17 protein-coding genes are annotated in these 16650 nt (G+C 63.2%); 3 read left to right on the forward strand and 14 right to left on the reverse strand.

Translation table 11 applies throughout. From position 1 onward, the window contains the following. Positions 1 to 231: 231 nt before the first annotated feature. Positions 232 to 777: a DUF924 family protein gene (locus U0023_RS01640; protein WP_009764101.1), complete on the forward strand. Its 546-nt coding sequence runs from the start codon at positions 232 to 234 to the stop codon at positions 775 to 777. Positions 778 to 780: 3 nt separating this feature from the next. Here the strand turns inward: U0023_RS01640 and ilvN are convergent, their stop codons facing one another. Genes ilvN through U0023_RS01655 form a run of 3 tightly spaced genes read right to left on the reverse strand, consistent with a single transcriptional unit; the run spans position 781 to position 3857 of the window. After that, positions 781 to 1326 (reverse strand): acetolactate synthase small subunit, encoded by a 546-nt coding sequence (gene ilvN, locus U0023_RS01645; protein WP_009764100.1) that lies wholly within the window; start codon positions 1324 to 1326, stop codon positions 781 to 783. A gap of 29 nt (positions 1327 to 1355) precedes the next feature. Then, entirely contained in the window at positions 1356 to 2036 is a 681-nt protein-coding gene (locus U0023_RS01650) for a glutathione S-transferase family protein (RefSeq protein WP_009764099.1), read from the reverse strand. 48 nt (positions 2037 to 2084) lie between these two features. Beyond that, positions 2085 to 3857 (reverse strand): acetolactate synthase 3 large subunit, encoded by a 1773-nt coding sequence (locus U0023_RS01655; protein ID WP_009764098.1) that lies wholly within the window; start codon positions 3855 to 3857, stop codon positions 2085 to 2087. A 276-nt stretch (positions 3858 to 4133) separates the two neighbouring features. Between U0023_RS01655 and U0023_RS01660 the strand changes: the two genes are divergently transcribed. Further along, positions 4134 to 4961, forward strand: coding sequence for an RMD1 family protein (locus tag U0023_RS01660; RefSeq protein ID WP_009764097.1), 828 nt, complete (start codon positions 4134 to 4136; stop codon positions 4959 to 4961). On the opposite strand, the gene miaA is transcribed toward U0023_RS01660, so the two are convergent. After that, on the reverse strand, positions 4921 to 5871 hold the full coding sequence (gene miaA, locus U0023_RS01665) for a tRNA (adenosine(37)-N6)-dimethylallyltransferase MiaA (protein WP_009764096.1): 951 nt from the start codon (positions 5869 to 5871) through the stop codon (positions 4921 to 4923). The genes U0023_RS01660 and miaA overlap by 41 nt on opposite strands. Before the next feature lie 14 nt (positions 5872 to 5885). Between miaA and serB the strand changes: the two genes are divergently transcribed. Continuing rightward, positions 5886 to 6794: a phosphoserine phosphatase SerB gene (gene serB, locus U0023_RS01670; RefSeq protein WP_009764095.1), complete on the forward strand. Its 909-nt coding sequence runs from the start codon at positions 5886 to 5888 to the stop codon at positions 6792 to 6794. On the opposite strand, the gene acs is transcribed toward serB, so the two are convergent. The 10 genes from acs to U0023_RS01720 form a co-directional block, all read right to left on the reverse strand. Beyond that, positions 6764 to 8719 (reverse strand): acetate--CoA ligase, encoded by a 1956-nt coding sequence (gene acs, locus U0023_RS01675; RefSeq protein WP_009764094.1) that lies wholly within the window; start codon positions 8717 to 8719, stop codon positions 6764 to 6766. The genes serB and acs overlap by 31 nt on opposite strands. Before the next feature lie 176 nt (positions 8720 to 8895). Then, the gene (locus U0023_RS01680) at positions 8896 to 10413 is read right to left on the reverse strand and encodes a DegQ family serine endoprotease (protein ID WP_009764093.1); all 1518 of its coding nucleotides are present in this window, start codon (positions 10411 to 10413) and stop codon (positions 8896 to 8898) included. A gap of 214 nt (positions 10414 to 10627) precedes the next feature. Then, the gene (locus U0023_RS01685) at positions 10628 to 10819 is read right to left on the reverse strand and encodes a DUF2065 domain-containing protein (RefSeq protein WP_009764092.1); all 192 of its coding nucleotides are present in this window, start codon (positions 10817 to 10819) and stop codon (positions 10628 to 10630) included. Positions 10820 to 10825: 6 nt separating this feature from the next. Next, on the reverse strand, positions 10826 to 11761 hold the full coding sequence (hflC, locus tag U0023_RS01690) for a protease modulator HflC (RefSeq protein ID WP_009764091.1): 936 nt from the start codon (positions 11759 to 11761) through the stop codon (positions 10826 to 10828). After that, positions 11758 to 12903: an FtsH protease activity modulator HflK gene (gene hflK / locus U0023_RS01695; protein ID WP_009764090.1), complete on the reverse strand. Its 1146-nt coding sequence runs from the start codon at positions 12901 to 12903 to the stop codon at positions 11758 to 11760. The genes hflC and hflK overlap by 4 nt, the downstream gene beginning before the upstream one ends. A 135-nt stretch (positions 12904 to 13038) precedes the next feature. Continuing rightward, positions 13039 to 13551 carry a dihydrofolate reductase gene (locus U0023_RS01700; protein WP_009764089.1) on the reverse strand — a complete coding sequence of 171 codons (513 nt, stop codon included), beginning with the start codon at positions 13549 to 13551 and terminating at the stop codon, positions 13039 to 13041. Continuing rightward, complete coding sequence (locus tag U0023_RS01705; protein WP_009764088.1) at positions 13548 to 14030, reverse strand: GNAT family N-acetyltransferase; 483 nt, start codon at positions 14028 to 14030, stop codon at positions 13548 to 13550. Before U0023_RS01705 ends, U0023_RS01700 begins: the two co-directional genes overlap by 4 nt. 37 nt (positions 14031 to 14067) lie before the next feature. Further along, entirely contained in the window at positions 14068 to 14373 is a 306-nt protein-coding gene (locus U0023_RS01710; protein ID WP_009764087.1) for a DUF2293 domain-containing protein, read from the reverse strand. A gap of 6 nt (positions 14374 to 14379) precedes the next feature. Continuing rightward, a complete protein-coding gene (gene thyA, locus U0023_RS01715; protein WP_009764086.1) occupies positions 14380 to 14793 on the reverse strand; it encodes a thymidylate synthase in 414 nt (137 codons plus the stop codon). Between the two features lie 1287 nt (positions 14794 to 16080). Next, positions 16081 to 16302 carry a hypothetical protein gene (locus U0023_RS01720; RefSeq protein ID WP_083861451.1) on the reverse strand — a complete coding sequence of 74 codons (222 nt, stop codon included), beginning with the start codon at positions 16300 to 16302 and terminating at the stop codon, positions 16081 to 16083. Positions 16303 to 16650 lie beyond the last annotated feature (348 nt).

Raw genomic sequence — 16650 nt, forward strand, 5'->3', positions numbered from 1 at the left:
CTCGCTGCACAGCCCGCAAGGAACTGCGCAACATTTATTTCATCAGGCGCCGCTTTTAGCGAATAAAACTGCGCTGACAAGGTGTTGTTTGTAGCAAAACTGCGAACCACTCCCGCTTTCGGCGCAGAGCTGCGCGTTTTGTCAACAAACGATCCGAGCCCGGAGAGTTCAAACAGCTCTCCCATGCTCTAGATTGGCTTTACTCTTTTGTGTCGAGAAGGATGACACCGCATGCAGCGCATGGCCACTCCCGACGAAGTGCTCGATTTCTGGCGCGAGGCCGGACCGGAGAAGTGGTTCTCGAAGGATGAAGCCTTCGACCAAGTCTGCCGGGACCGTTTCCTGCCCACCTACGAGGCCGCCGCGCGCGGCGATCTCAACGAGTGGGAGCTCACCCCGGAGGGCGCGCTCGCCGTCATTCTCCTCCTCGACCAGTTTCCCCGGAACATGTTCCGAGGCAAACGCGAAACCTACAAAACCGACCCGGTCGCCCTGATGGTCGCGGACCGCGCCATCGAGCGCGGTTTCGACACAAGGGTGGAACCCGAATTCCGCCGATTCTTCTACCTGCCCTTCATGCACTCCGAGTCCTTGCGGCATCAGGAGCGTTCGGTGACCTTGAACGAAGCCCTCGGCGAGGACTCCATCAAGTGGGCCCGTCACCATCACGAGATCATTGCCCGCTTCGGCCGCTTCCCGCACCGCAATGCCCTCCTCGGTCGCGAGTCGACGTCGGAAGAGGAAGCGTTCCTGAAGGAGAACGACTTCAGAGGCTGATCCTTACAGGATCGCTTCCGCGCCACGCGCCATGGCGGCAACCCCGGTCCGGGACACCTCCACGAGGCCAACCGCCGTCATCAGCTTGATGAAGCGCTCGACCTCGTCGGTCGTGCCGGTCAGTTCGTAGACGAAAGACGTCAGCGTCGCGTCGAGGGTGCGGGCGCCGAAGGCGGAAGCGAGGCGCATGGCCTCCACCCGGTGGTCACCTTTGCCGACGACCTTCACGAGGCACAGCTCACGCTCGACCGCTTCGCCGGTCATCGTAAGATCCACGACGCGATGCACGGGCACGAGGCGCTCCAGCTGGCTCTTGATCTGCTGAATGATGCTGTCCGTGCCCGTGGTCACGATCGTGATGCGCGAAATGTGCGCCTCGTGCTCGGTTTCGGTGACGGTCAGGCTCTCGATATTGTAGCCGCGGCCCGAGAACAGGCCCGCGATGCGCGCAAGGACGCCCGGCTCGTTGTCGACGACGACGGCGAGCGTGTGCCGGTTCGACGGCTCGACGCGGGTCGCATCGGGATAATGGGTTTTCATCTGAAGCATGGTCTGGATTCCCGAAGTCTGATGTGGTCTCAAGCCGCCTTGCGGCAATTCTCGATCGCCTCTTCGTCGACCTCGTCGGCCGCGACGACCCACTCTTCCGTCAGGGCAGCCGAACGCCATTCCTGGAAAGCAGGCAGCGAGAGGATCGCATCAACATAGGCGCGCGTCATCGCATCGAGGGCGATGGAATAGGTGTCGAGACGCGTCGCGAGCGGCGCATACATGGCATCGGCCGCCGTGAACGCGCCGAAAAGGAACGGGCCGCCCGCACCAAAGCGCTCACGGGCCTGATGGACGATCTCGCTGAAGCGGGCAACATCGCGCGCAACGGCCTCGCCCCTGTCCTTCTGCGCGTATTTCCTGCCGAGATTCATTGGGCACGCGGAACGCAGAGCCGAGAAGCCCGCATGCATTTCCGCAGCGACCGAGCGCGCCATGGCACGCGCTTCGCGGACCTCGGGCCACACCGGCGCATGATAGGCTTCGCCTACATATTCCATGATGGCGATCGTCTCCCACACGGTCGCATCGCCGTCGATGAGGATCGGCACCTTGCCGGCCGGCGAGTGCCTGAGCACCTTCGCCTTCGTGTCAGGCAGGTCGAGCGGAATGATGATCTCGTCGAAGGAGATCCCAAGCTGCTTCATCAACAGCCAGGGGCGCAGCGACCAGGACGAGTAGCACTTATTCGCGATGACAAGAGTCGGCATCACAAGTCTCCTTTCCCCTCTCTCTTCCGGGAGAGGGGTCTTGTTGCGTTACACCAGCATCTTGCCCTTCTCGTCGATGACGGACCCGATATCGGCTCCGGTCTCGCCCAGGTAATCGTTGAGCAGCATCTCGTTATGCGCCTTGCCCGAAGGAATCATCGGGAAGCAGTTTTCGGTCTTGTCGACGATGCAGTCGAAGATGACCGGACGGTTCACGTTGATCATCTCGAGGATCTTCGCATCGAGATCGCCGGGCTTGTCGCAACGGATGCCGACGCCGCCATAAGCCTCGGCGAGCTTCACGAAATCGGGCAACGATTCCGAATAGCTCTGCGAGTAGCGTCCACCATGTAGCAGCTCCTGCCACTGACGCACCATGCCCATGTATTCGTTGTTGAGAATGAAGACCTTGATCGGCAGGTTGTACTGCAGGGCCGTCGACATCTCCTGCAGCATCATCTGGATCGAGGCTTCGCCGGCAATGTCGATCACGAGCGCATTGGGATGCGCCAGCTGCGCGCCGACGGCGGCCGGCAACCCGTAGCCCATGGTGCCGTGCCCGCCCGAGGTCATCCAGCGGTTCGGCTCCTCGAACTTGAAGTACTGGGCCGCCCACATCTGGTGCTGCCCCACTTCGGTGGTGACATAGGTCTCTCGATCCTTCGTGAGCTCATAGAGACGCTGGATCGCATATTGCGGCTTGATGGTCTCGGCGGAGTTGCGGAAAGCGAGGCAGTTGCGGGCGCGCCAGCCTTCGATCTTGTTCCACCAATCCTGGAGCGCCGCCTTGTCGGGCTGATGAGCGCTCTGCCGCCACAGGCGCAGCATGTCCTCAAGCACGTGGGCGCAATCGCCGACGATCGGGATGTCAACCTTGACGGTCTTGTTGATGGAGGACTGATCGATGTCCACGTGGATGCGCTTGGAGAAGGGCGAGAACGCATCGAGCCGACCCGTGATGCGGTCGTCGAAGCGCGCTCCAAGATTGATCATCACGTCGCATTCATGCATCGCGAGATTGGCCTCGTAGGTGCCGTGCATGCCGAGCATGCCGAGCCACTGCCGGTCCGAAGCCGGATAGGCGCCCAGCCCCATCAGGGTCGATGTGATGGGGAAGCCCGTGAGTTGCACGAGCTCGCGCAGCAGCATGGCGGCTTGAGGTCCCGAGTTGATGACGCCGCCGCCCGTGTAGAACACCGGACGCTTGGCATTGGCCATCAGCTCCACGGCCGCGCGGATATGGTCCATGTCGCCCTTGACGGTCGGACGATAGGTCTTGTGCTGGTTGCTCAGGGGACGGGCATAGGAGCCGGACTTGAACTGGATGTCCTTCGGCAGATCGACCACGACCGGACCCGGGCGGCCATTCTGGGCCACGTAGAAGGCCTCGTGCAGGACGCGCGGCAGGTCCTCGATGGATTTGACCAGATAGTTGTGCTTCGTGCAGTGGCGGGTGATGCCGACCGTGTCGCATTCCTGGAAGGCGTCCGAACCGATGAGATGGGTCGGCACCTGGCCGGTGATGCAGACCAGCGGGATCGAATCCATCATTGCGTCGGCGAGCCCGGTGATCGCGTTGGTCGCGCCGGGACCGGAGGTCACCAGCACCACGCCCGGCTTGCCGGACGAGCGGGCATAACCTTCGGCCGCGTGCACGGCCCCCTGCTCGTGGCGAACGAGAACGTGGCGAACCTTATCCTGGTGGAAGAGCGCATCGTAGATCGGAAGCACCGCGCCGCCGGGATACCCGAAGATATGCTCAACACCCTGGTCCTGCAGGGCTCGGATCACCATTTCGGCTCCGGTCATCGTCTCGCTCATCTTAACTGCTCCTCGGCATCTTTCGCATCGGTATCTTGGAATTCGGGCAATAAAAAAGGCCCCTGAGGGGGCCTGTGCGCCATCGCCGGACCTGCGGGGATCAATCCCGCTCCGTCGATGGCGCTCGTACTACGAGAATAAGCTTGCGCATGGGGGCAGCTCTCGGTTCAAAAGTTGCGCCGACGCTAGACGATCCATTTCATTCGGTCAAGCAGGATCAACTTGGCTGAAATCTGCCCAGCTTCTATTTTAAACTGCTATTTTAGTCGTATGACCATGACCGATACCATCTCTTCCACCGGCGCGCCTATGCAGAACATGCGCCTCACCGCCCGAGCCCTGCTCCTTGGCGACCGCCTCGACGTGGCGGGACTGGAACGCAGCGACGTGCTGTCCACGACTCCCCTCGCCTTCAGGGCTGGCCAGGACGGTTTCGTCGCCCTCTTCCGCTACGGCGTCGCCGTTCTCGTGGGCCTCACACCCCTCGAAGAAGACGAGGTCATCCGTGGCCTGCGCCAGCGCATCCGGGGCGAGTTCGCCCGCCACGAGGAGGAGACCGCGATCATCGAGATCTCGCCGGACCGGGACGACCAGATCCCGCCGGGAGGCCCAATCTTCATCAAGCAGCTCTCGACCGAGCGCCTGATCGTCATAGCGGACGCCCTGTCCAAAAGCGCGACCCTCGCCCGGGACGAGCGGGAGGCCTCCGCGGCCTTCGAGCTGGTGGAGCCCTCCGTGCAGCATCTCGCCGCGAATGGCCGGCGCCCCCGGGACCGCCGCCGGATCCTCAAGCAAGTCGGCCAAGCCCTCCTGGTCCGCCAGCGCATGTCGGGCGGCGTAGCCGTGGAGGAAAAGCCTGACGTCCTCTGGGATCGTCCCGACCTGGAGCGCCTCTATGCCCGGCTGGAGGACGAATACGAGCTGAAAGAGCGCGCCACGGCGCTTCACCGCAAGCTCGAGGTGCTGGGCGATACCGCCCAGGCTCTCACCGACATCATCGATACCGAACGGTCCCTGCGCCTCGAACTGATCATCGTCCTCCTGATCCTGTTCGAGATCTTCATCACCTTCTACCAGATGTGGGCCGGGACGCCGGGGCATTGAGTCGCTCCATGACGGCCTCGAAGCCCGTTTCCGGCGCCACCCACTGCCAGTCGGGCAGCTGGTGGCGGAACCATGTGAACTGGCGCTTGGCATAGCGTCGCGTGTCGCCCTGCCCCTTGGCGATGGCCTCATCGAGCGGGATTTCGCCCCGCAGGTAAGCCAGGAGACCGGGGACCCCGTGGGCCCGCATGGCCGGAAGCATGGGATCGAGGTTCCGCTCGCCCAGAGTCCCTACCTCGTCGAGAGCGCCTTGGTCCATCATGGCAAGGAAACGCGCGTCAATGCGTCGGCGCAGTTCGTCCCTGTCGGGCGCGAGAAAGAGCTTGATGACCGGCACTTCGGCTAAAGGCCCCGGTTGGCGAGCACCGTGGAAGGAGGCGAGCGGCCGACCGGTCGCGGCGAATATCTCGAGCGCCCGCTGGACCCTCAGGCGGTCGGAGGGTCGCAAGGTCCGGGCGGTCTCGGGGTCGCGCTCCGTCAGGAGGCGGTGAAGCTCGGGCGTTTCCAGCCCCTCACTGTTCCGGCGCACCTGCTCGCGCACCTCGTCAGGAACGGGCGGCATGTCGGACAGGCCCTCCGTCAGGGCCTTGAAGTAGAGCCCGGTCCCGCCCACGAAGATCGGCAGCTTCCTGCCCTGGACCTCCCGCAGAACCTCGACCGCGTCGGCCACATAGCGTCCCACGGAAAAGTTCACGGCGGCATCCACATGGCCGTAGAGCCGATGGGGCGCCTCGGCTTCTTCCTCGGGCGTGGGTCGGGCCGTGATGACGCGAAGGTCCCGGTAGACCTGCATGGAATCGGCATTGATCACCACACCGTCGAGTTCCCGAGCCAGCTTGATGCCCAATGCGGACTTGCCTGATGCGGTCGGCCCTGCGATGAGAACCGCGCCGATCCCAAACTCCTTCACAGCCAGGTCTCCCAATGGCGTCTTCCCAGAATTCCCTCGTCGCGACCCTCATCGCCAACCCGTCCCGACCGGTCCTAACGGACGAGATCGTGGCCCTGGCCGCAACGTCGCTCGGACAAGAGACGGAACGCTCCGTTCTGGCAAGGGGAATCGCCGCGGATCTGATCGTGCCGGGTACACCCGATGCCAAGGCTGTCGAGGCGACACTGCGCCGGGCCCTGGCCGGCCAGCCCATCGACATCGTGGTGCAGCCCACGGGAGCCCGCCGCAAGCGTCTGTTCCTGGCGGACATGGATTCCACCATGATCGGGCAGGAATGCATCGATGAATTGGCCGATTACGTCGGCCTGAAGCGGGAAGTCTCCGAGATCACCGAGAGGGCCATGCGCGGCGAGATCGCCTTCGAGCCCGCCCTGCGCGAGCGCGTGTCTCTGCTCCGGAACCTGCCGGTCGACGTGGTCGACGAGATCATCGAGAAGCGGATCACCCTGACGCCCGGCGGCCGCACCCTCGTCCAGACCATGCGCGCCCATGGTGCCTATGCCTGCCTCGTCTCGGGCGGCTTCACCCTGTTCACCGGCCCCATCGCGGCCAAGATCGGCTTCAACGAGCATCGCTCCAACCACCTGATCCTGGATGGCGAAAAGCTTGCGGGCCAAGTCGAGGAGCCGATCCTTGGCCGCGAAGCGAAGCTCGCGACCCTGGTCGAGCTTCGGGCCCGCTTCGGCCTCGCGCCGCAGGAGACGATGGCCGTGGGCGACGGCGCCAACGACCTCGCCATGCTGGCAGAGGCCGGGCTCGGCGTCGCCTTCCATGCCAAGCCCGCCGTCGCCGCGGCTGCCCACGCCCGCATCGCCCACGCGGACCTGTCGGCACTGCTTTACGTGCAGGGCTACAGGGCGGACGAGTTCGTCGACACCTGAACACGTCTGACGATCTCGGCCACCACCGTAGGATCGGCGACCGTCGAGGTATCGCCGTGGTTCTCGTAGTCGCCGGCGGCGATGCGCGCGAGGATGCGGCGCAGGATTTTTCCTGAGCGGTTCTTGGGCAGTTGCGACGCCCATTCAATCCGGTCCGGCGTGGCGATGGGACCGATGCGGGTGCGCACGACCTGGATCAGGTCGCGGCGGAGGTCGTCGTTTTCCGCGATGCCCTCCTTCAACGTCACGAAAGCGAAGATGCCCTGCCCTTTGATCTCGTGCGGCATGCCCACCACGGCGGCCTCGGCCACCGATGGGTGCGAGGCCAGGGCGGACTCGACCTCCACGGTTCCAAGCCGGTGGCCGGAAACATTGATCACGTCGTCCAGGCGGCCGGTGATCCAGTAATAGCCGTCCGCATCCCGACGCGCGCCGTCGCCGGTGAAGTAATAGCCAGGGAAGGTGCTGAAATAGGTTTTCAGGAAACGCTCCCGGTCGCCGAGGATGGTGCGGGCCTGCCCCGGCCAGGAATCCGCAAAGCACAGATTGCCCGCGCCCTCGCCTTCCACAACGGTGGCGTCGCTGCCCAGCAGAGCGGGCCGCACGCCGAAGAACGGCTTGGTGGCGGAGCCCGGCTTCAGGTCCATGGCGCCAGGCAGAGGGCAGAGGAGAGCGGCCCCGGTCTCCGTCTGCCAATAGGTGTCGACGATCGGGCACCGCCCTCCTCCGACCACCTCGTGATACCAGAGCCAAGCTTCCGGATTGATCGGCTCGCCCACGGAACCCAGGACGCGCAGTGACGAAAGGTCGTGCCTGCGCACCGGCCCCTCGCCATCGCGCATCAGCGACCGGATGGCGGTCGGCGCGGTGTAGAAGATGTTGACCTTGTACGTCTCGACGATCTGCCACCAGCGCGAGGAATCAGGCCAGGTGGGGACGCCCTCGAACAGCACGATGGTGGCGCCGTTCGCGAGGGGGCCGTAGATCAGGTAGGTATGAGCCGTCACCCAGCCCACATCCGCCGTGCAGAAGTGGATGTCGCCCGGATGATAATCGAACATCGCCCGGAAGCTCGTCGCCGCATGGACGAGATAGCCGCCCGTGGTGTGCAGCATGCCCTTCGGCTTGCCTGTCGAGCCCGACGTGTAGAGCACGAAGAGCGGATCCTCGGCGCCGACCGCGACAGGCGCACACTCCTCCGGCACCTCGGCCAGGGCCTCGTCATACCAGCGGTCGCGACCCGCAACCATGGGAACGTCCCGGCCCGTGCGGCGCACGACGAGCACGTGCTCGACGAAGGGGAGGTTTTGCAAAGCCGCATCGGCGTTCTTCTTGAGCGGCACATGCTTACCCGCCCGCAATCCCTCGTCGGCCGTGATCAGCACCCGCGAGCGGCAATCCTCGATGCGCCCGGCCAGGGCTTCGGCCGAGAAGCCGCTGAAGACCACGGAATGCACCGCGCCGATCCGGGCGCAGGCCAGCATGGCCGCAATGGCCTCCGGCACCACCGGTAGATAGACGCTGACGAAGTCGCCCTTCTTGACCCCGAGCCTGGCGAGGGCGTTGGCGAGGCGGGAAACCTGCCGCTGAAGGTCGGTCCAGGTGACCTTTCGCGTCTCGCCCGGCGTGTCGCCCTCCCAAAGGATCGCCGCTTCGTCGCCCCGGTCTCGGGCATGGCGGTCCAGGCAGTTGAAGGAGGCATTCAGGGTTCCGTCCGCGAACCACTCGATGGTCACGTCCTCGGGCGAGTAGCGGGTGTTCTTCACCCTCGTGAAGGGCTTTACCCAGTCTAGGATCCGGGCCTGCTCGCGCCAGAAGGCCTCGGGATCGTCGATAGAGCGCTGATAGAGATCCTGATAGGCCTGCCGATCCACATGGGCTGTCGATGCCAGGGCCGACGGAACGGGGAAGACGTGCTGGGTCATGATGCTCTGATCTTGCAGGCGAGGCTCTGCCGGAGCCCCGGTTCATGGAGGATGCAGGTCTTCAATCCTCCAGATCAGGCCTTTATGTCAACCAAATTGTTCTTAATAAAGAACATGACCTATAAACGAAAAGGGCGGCCCCGAAGGACCGCCCTCTCCCAATCTTGCAGGAGGGCTTATTCGATCGACAGCGCGACGAAGCGGACTTCGCCCTGGGCGTTCGCCACCAGGAGCAGGGCGGACTTGCGGCCCTGAGCCTTCAGATCGTCGATCTTCTTGGTCACGTCGGCCGGGCTCGTCACCGGCTCCTGATTGACCTCGACGATCACCTCGCCGGCCTGGATCCGCTTGTCGGAGGCGTTCGAGTTCGGATCGACCCGGGTGATGACCACGCCCTTCAGGTCGTCCTTCAGGCTGAAGCGGCGGCGCAGCTCGTCCGTCATGCCGGACATGTTGAGGCCGAGGGCCTGGCGGGTCGCGGTCGGCGGCTCGGTCGACGGCTGCTGCAGGCTCGCCTGCTTCTCGGTATCCTCGAGCCGGCCCAGGGTAACCTGCTTGGTCATCTCCTGGCCCTTGCGGACGATGGCCACGTCGACGGCCTTGCCGACGGGGGTCGACGCCACGATGCGCGGCAGGTCGCGGGAATCCTTGACCTCCTTGCCGTCGAAGCGAACGATCACGTCACCGACCTCGAGGCCGGCCGGCTTGGCAGGACCCTTGTCGTCGATGCCGGCGATCAGGGCACCACGCGCGGCGCCGAGACTCAGGGCCTCCGCGGTAGCGTCATCTACGTTCTGGATGCGCACGCCGAGCCATCCGCGACGGGTCTCGCCGAACTGCCGCAGCTGGTCGATGACCGGGACGGCCGTGGACGCGGGAACCGCGAAGCCGATGCCGACCGAGCCGCCCGTGGGCGACAGGATGGCCGTGTTGATGCCGATGACCTCGCCGTTCATGTTGAACAGCGGCCCGCCGGAATTGCCCTTGTTGATGGCGGCGTCGGTCTGGATGTAGTTGTCATAGGGACCGGACTCGATGTTGCGGCCGCGGGCCGAAACGATGCCGGCGGTCACGGAGCCGCCGAGGCCGAAGGGATTGCCGATCGCCATCACCCAGTCGCCGGGACGGAGAGATTCGGAATCGCCGAACTTCACCGCCTTCAACGGCTTGTCGGACTTCACCTTCAGGACGGCCAGGTCCACCTTGGAATCCTTGCCGACGATCTCAGCCTTCAGACGGGTGCCGTCCGGGAAGATGACGCTGATGTCGTTGGCGTCGCCGATCACGTGATTGTTCGTCACCACGATGCCCGACGGATCGATCACGAAACCGGAGCCGAGAGAGTTGGAGCTGCGCGGCCGCGAAGGCGCGCTGTCTCCGCCGCCCCCTCCCTGGCCGCGACGGTTGAAGAACTCCTCGAAGAGATCCTCGAACGGGGTGCCCGGTGGAAGCTGAGGCAGGGTCCGGTTGCGCGCCTCGACGGTCGTCGAAGCCGAGATATTGACCACGGCCGGCGTGACCTCCGCCGCCAGATCGGCAAAGGATTCGGGTGCGGAACGGGCAAGGACGGGCAGCGGCACGGCGGCCGTTGCAACAATTGCGAAGACCGCGAAGCAGGACGCGGCCAGCCGGCGCAGGGGACGCCGGGACAGCGCCGTCTTGGAAGGCTCCAGCGCATTCATGGCTGTGTTCATCGAAAACCTCTCTCGGAGAATACGCATATAGATTGGCATCTGGCCGCGCCATTCAAGCGGATATTGCGGCGGAAGCTTGGCGGAGAGCATCGAACCCAAAAGTGGACATGCACTTTTGGGTTCGATGCTCCACCCCTTGAAGACCGCCTATTTCGGCGCGGAGAACCGGGTCAGTCTCGGCTGGCGCGACCCTGCGAGTCCGCACGATGAGCTTTCAGCTGAAGTGCCGCACCAACCAGATCACGCCAACTCCGATCAGCGCGGAAATGATCCCGACAATCCGCATCTGGTCGCTCGGGCTGTGGGCCGCCTCGTACATGGCCCGACGCATGCCGTCCGGGAAGGCGGCAAACAAAATGCCCTCGACCGCGAGAGCGAGGCCGAGGGCTGCAATCAAATCCAACATCAGGGCTTATTGGGCTGGAGCCGGTTGAGCCGGCGCTGGAGCTGGTTGGGGGGTGGCCGTTCTGCCATTCCCGCGACCCGTCGGATCGTTGAAATAGCGGAAGAAATCGGAATCCGGGCTCAGCACGAGGCGGGTCTCGGTCCCCTTGAGACCGGCCTCGTAGGCCTGCATCGAGCGATAGAAGGCGAAGAACTCCGGATCCTGCCCGAAGGCCTCGGCCAGAATGCGGTTCCGATCCGCATCGCCCTGACCGCGCAGTTCCTCGGCCCGCTGGTTGGCCTCGGCCCGGATGATCGTGGCCTCGCGCTCAGCCTTGGCCCGGATGGTCTGGGCCTGCTGCTGACCGTTGGCGCGGAGATCCGCCGCCTCGCGCTCACGCTCGGTGCGCATGCGCTGGTAGACCGCCTGGCTGTTCGCCGCGGGCAGGTCGACGCGGGTGAGGCGCACGTCGATCATCTGGATGCCCAGGCTCGCCGCCTGCCGGTTCACATCGGCCTGGATGCGGTTCATCAGACCCGCGCGCTCCGTGCGGACGATAGCATCGCGGGATGCGCTCGCCAGCGTGTTACGCATGACCGAGTTCGTGAAGCTCTGCAGGCGCTGGTTGGCCAGCGCGATATTGCCGACAGCCTGATAGAAGCGCAGCGGATCGACGATCCGATAACGGGTGAAGGCATCGACTTCCAGGTTCTGCCGGTCTGCCGAGAGAAGGGTCTGCACCGGCAGGTCGAGGTCGAGCACGCGCTTCTCGAAATAAGTCACGGTGTCGATCAGCGGCATCTTGAACTTGAGGCCGGGCTCCGAGATGGCGGATTGCACGGCGCCGAAGCGCAGCACCAGGGCATACTGGGTCTGCTGGACGATGAAGACCGAGCTGTAGAGCACGATGGCAGCCAGGGCCACGATGATCAGGAGGCCCGTGCGAAGAGTCGAACCGTTCATCGCGTAGCTCCCTGCGGGTTCGCGGCATTGCCCTGCGGCTGCGGGCGCTGGGGTTGCTGGGTGAGAGGCAGGAAGGGCACGACACCCTGGCCGTTCTGGTCGACGATGATCTTGTCGACGCCGCCGTAGACGCGCTCCATGGTCTCGAGGAACATGCGCTCGCGGCTGACGGCCGGAGCCTTGCGGTACTCCTCATAAACCTGGCGGAAGCGGGCCGCCTGACCGGTCGCGTCGGCGACCGACTGCTCCCGATAGGCCTCAGCCTGCTGCACCGTGCGGGCCGCCTCGCCTCGGGCTTCGGGAACGACGCGGCTGGCGAAGGCTCCGGCCTCGTTCTGGACGCGGACCGCATCCTGCTGGGCGGCGTTCACGTCGAAGAAGGCCTGACGGACATCCGCGGGAGGCTGAACCGCCTGGAGCTGGACCACGTTGATCAGGACACCGGCGCCATAGGCATCCAGGGCCTCCTGCATGATCTGGCGCACTTCCTGAGCAATGCTGGCCTGCTCTGTCGTCAGGATGGCTTGGATGTTGCGGCGGCCGATCACCTCGCGCATGGCGCTTTCGGCCACGGACTTGATGGTGCCTTCGGGGTTCTGGAGATTGAAGACGTAATCCTGAGGACGAGCGGGATTGATCTGCCAGACCGCATCGAAATCGATGTCGACGATGTTCTCGTCGGCGGTCAGCATCAGGCTTTCCTCGAGCACGTCGCGGGCACGCCCCTGCCCCGTCGGCGTGGAACGATAGCCGACCTCGACCCGTTGCTGGGCCGTGACGTTGGGCTTCATCACGCGGCCGATCGGGTAAGGCAGGTTGTAGCGCAGGCCCTCGCCGGCGGTCCCCGTATACTTGCCGAAGATCATGTTGATGCCGACCTCATTGGGCCGCACCGTGTAGAAGCCGGTCAGAAGCCAGACGGCAATGACGCCCAGGACGAGGATGATGAGCCCTCTGCCTCCCATGGAGCCGCCGGGAATGAAATCCTTCAGGCGATCCTGGCTGCGGCGCAGGATATCTTCAAGGTCGGGGGGATTTCCGTTGCCCTGTGGGCCACCGGAGCCCCATGGGCTCTTGCCGCCTCCCGATCCGCCACGCTGGCCCCAGGGGCCACCGCCGCCGCTTTGGTTACTCCAAGGCATTAGACGCCGTTCCTCGCTTTTTCATGATCGGCCTGGCGGCCGTTGAGAGATCTAGACGGTTGTGGGTGCTGCCTCTTCCGCCTGTCAAGCCTGCGACTTGGGGATTGTGCGAGCCTTCGTCAACCTTGGACAAGGTCAGCGGCGCCTTTCGAGATCAATAAAGGTAAACGGATGCTCGTCATCGGGTCCTTTGGAATGGTCCTCCCGCTTCGTTTCACGAAACTGTGACCGGTCGAATTCAGGAAAGACGGCATCGCCCTCCGGCGCAACCTGAACCTTCGTCATAAAGATGCTGCGGACATGCGGCAGGGACAGGGCGTAGATTTCGGCTCCACCTGCGACGGCAACGGAATCAGCTCCCATCCGGCCAGCGAGCTCCTCCCCCTTGGCGACCGCCTCGTCCCAGGTATGGACCACATGCACGCCCTCGGCCGCGAAGCCGGCATCGCGGGTCAGAACGATCGTCTCCCGCCCCGGCAAGGGCTTGCCGATGGACTGGAAGGTCTTGCGTCCCATGATCATGGGTTTCCCCATTGTCAGCCTCCGAAATCGCCCGAGATCGGTCTTGAGACGCCAGAGCAGCTGGTTGTCACGCCCGATGACGCCGTTCTCGGCGACCGCGACGACGAGGATGAGGGGTATGGTCATGGCTCCTCCGCCAATTGTTTCAGAGCGTCGCCGCTCATCCGCTGCACCGTCCATTCGTCCATCGGGATGGCGCCGATGGAGCGGTAGACACCGAGGGCCGGTTCGTTCCAGTCGAGCACCCACCATTCGAGACGGGCCAGCCCCTCGTCGAGACAACGGCTGGCGAGACGTCTCAGCAGAGCCTTGCCGATTCCCTTGGACCGGAATGCAGGCCTGACGAACAGGTCCTCCAGGTAAATCCCATGGCGCCCGCGGAAGGTCGAGAAGTTGTAGAACCACAGGGCAAAGCCGACGGGTTCTCCGTCCCATTCGGCGATATCCGCGAACACCCGCGGGTTCTCGCCGAAAAGCGCCTTCGCGATATCGGCCTCGGTGGCATCGACCTCATGGGCCAGCCGCTCGTACTCGGCGAGTTCGCGGATGAAACTGAAGATCACCGAAGCGTCGCGCTCTTCGGCTCTGCGGATGACAAGGCTCATGCGGCTGTTGTGTCGGATGTGAGCACGGCTGTCGAGCCTATTCAGGCTCGTCTTCGGCCTGGACACGCCGAGGGGAGCCCCATTCCTCGAGGATGCCGTTCATGTCGTCGAGAACGAAGAAGCGGGCGCTCTCCATGTCGTAGCCGTCATTGAGCAGATCGTCGTAATCCGTCAGCCTGTGCCGGATATAGGCCGTGAGAGACAGCCACGCGGCGGTCTCGGGCGAAGCGGCGTGCAGGCCCCGGCTGCCCAGGGCATGATCGGTCACCGCCTCGAATTCGTGTCGCGGAATGCGCGGGGCCAGAATGCGGACGGCACTTTCGATGGCTTCTCGCCTGTTCATCTTAGGTCAGACTGCGACGGGCGCCTTGATGGCCGGATGCGGATCGTAGTCTTCGATGGCGATGTCGTCGTAGGTGAAATCGAACAGAGAGCGCACGGCCGGGTTGAGTCGCAGCTTCGGCAGCGGGCGTGGCTCGCGCGACAGCTGAAGGCGCGCCTGCTCCAGGTGGTTGAGATAGAGGTGCGCATCCCCGAAGGAATGAACGAAGTCGCCCGGCTGCAGTCCTGTCGCCTGCGCCATCATGTGCGTGAGCAGCGCATAGGATGCGATGTTGAACGGGACCCCGAGGAACACGTCCGCCGAGCGCTGGTAGAGCTGACAGGAAAGCCGCCCTTCGGCCACGTAGAACTGGAAGAGGCAGTGGTTTTCTGATGTTCCTATCCCTGCTACGGACGAAAATGTCATATTGGTACAGGTCATATAACCCTCCCTCGTGTTCTGCAATACCGTACCCTAACAGGTCCGTCCATATGTCCACAGGCCTGATGGCGCTAGCGCCTCATTACGCATGCGCCATCAGGCCTGTGGTCATGTGGGCGGCCTTCTGCTCAACGCTGTTGCCACGATTCGCGATTCGCGCTACCCGACCGTCAGTGTACGGTACATTATCACATCAACCGTAACTTGGTTTACTGATTGAACCACAATTTCAATCGCGCTAGTGCGTATTAAGCCGCAACGAGCGACCTATGAACCTAAGTGGTCTCCGCGCGTTAGATTTTTCTATCCGCCACAATATCAGTGAACTCGGCTATCACGCCTAAGAGGCATTTTGGCTGAGCATCAGTCCTGATTCGCCAATTCTAGTCTCGATCGGTTACCCGACAGCCTCTAAGCCTGACACGCAGTTAACTCGCCCGAAGCAACAGCAGTTGCTAAGCTTATCCAACATAGAAAGCCACTTCGTTGGATTTGACCGAGAAAATGAGTCCTCTGGAATGATTTTCCGGCTCGTGGCTACGCCAACTTCCAAATCAATTTACGTTATGCGATCCAGCATCAGCTTCTCGCGACAGCCGCAATGGGTCATGAGAGCATTGCAACAAGAACAAGCTTTGCAACATTGATCTCCTCTTGTAACCTAGAAACAGCTTCCAGTTCGAGCACCAGACGACCCGCTGACGACAGACGGTAGTCACCGAGTCTCAAATTCAATCTGAAGTTCCCAATTGCAAAGGCATGATTGATTGCTCAAAGCCTCGAACAGGCTCATTTCGGACGCTCGATACCGTTGGATTGGAGCAGGTCGTCGGCCTCACGGCTGTTGAGAAAGCTCAGGAGGGCGTTGCTCCCGCTGAGGTCGGTGGCCGCAGAGCTGAGGCCGACTGCGAAGTCGATGTAGCTCTGCAACTCGGCCGGGAGAACCCGGCCAGCTCGGCACCGGGCGCAGCGGCCAGGATCGTCATCACGGGAACAATTCCAAGCTCAGTCTCACCTCTCGCGACGACCTGCCCGGTCTCGCCACCTCCGACTGTCGTTAGCTCGGGCCTGACTTCGTCCATGATACCAAAGCTGGTCAGCAGTGCCGTGAGATGAGCCCCGCTCGAACCTCCCCTAGCGTATTCTATGGACTTCGCGATCACCAGGGCTCGCTTGAGAGCTTCGACTGAACTCAGATCCGGCTTGGGCACGCCCGCTCGGACTACGCCCCAAGGCCGACCCGGCTGAACGCTCGTCGGCTGCCAGGAGCAATCCTCTCCTGTTTCATCAGGTCTTCGGCCAAATCCGCGTTGATAACCACGACGTCGAACGACTCGCAGCCTCGATCTGGATTTTAACCGCTGGGTTGAGTGCGAATGACACGGCGACTTTGCGCACGCTTTCTCGTTCGAAGGCCGGCAGAAGCTCCAGAATGGCTATCCTGACCGCAACCGCGCTGAGCAGCTTGAGTTCAGTCTCGGCGCTTGCGGAAACGTTTTCGCTTGCCACAGCTAGAACCTTCGATTCCTTGAGCTAACCATCTGACCGCCAGCTACCTAGCGGAGCAATAGCCGCGAGACTCTAGGCTGCAGAATGGGTGTTGTACATCCTCATCCTGAGCTTACCGGAGGATCAACCGCAATCGCCAGCGCTGGAACGATCCTGAGGCAACACTCACGTCGGCCCAATACTTCCTTCATCGAGCTTCCGTCATGTTCCTCGTCGGATGCTTGGGACGACGCCCATGATAATGGCAGGTTCTCTGAGTCAGAACCTGCGTGCATAGAAAATTCGGTTCGGGCGATCCATGACCAAGTTCAGTGAATTGCATCGCCGAACCAAAGACTGCGGGCAAAA

It is taken from the genome of Microvirga lotononidis (assembly GCF_034627025.1).
GTDB classification, from domain to species: domain Bacteria; phylum Pseudomonadota; class Alphaproteobacteria; order Rhizobiales; family Beijerinckiaceae; genus Microvirga; species Microvirga lotononidis.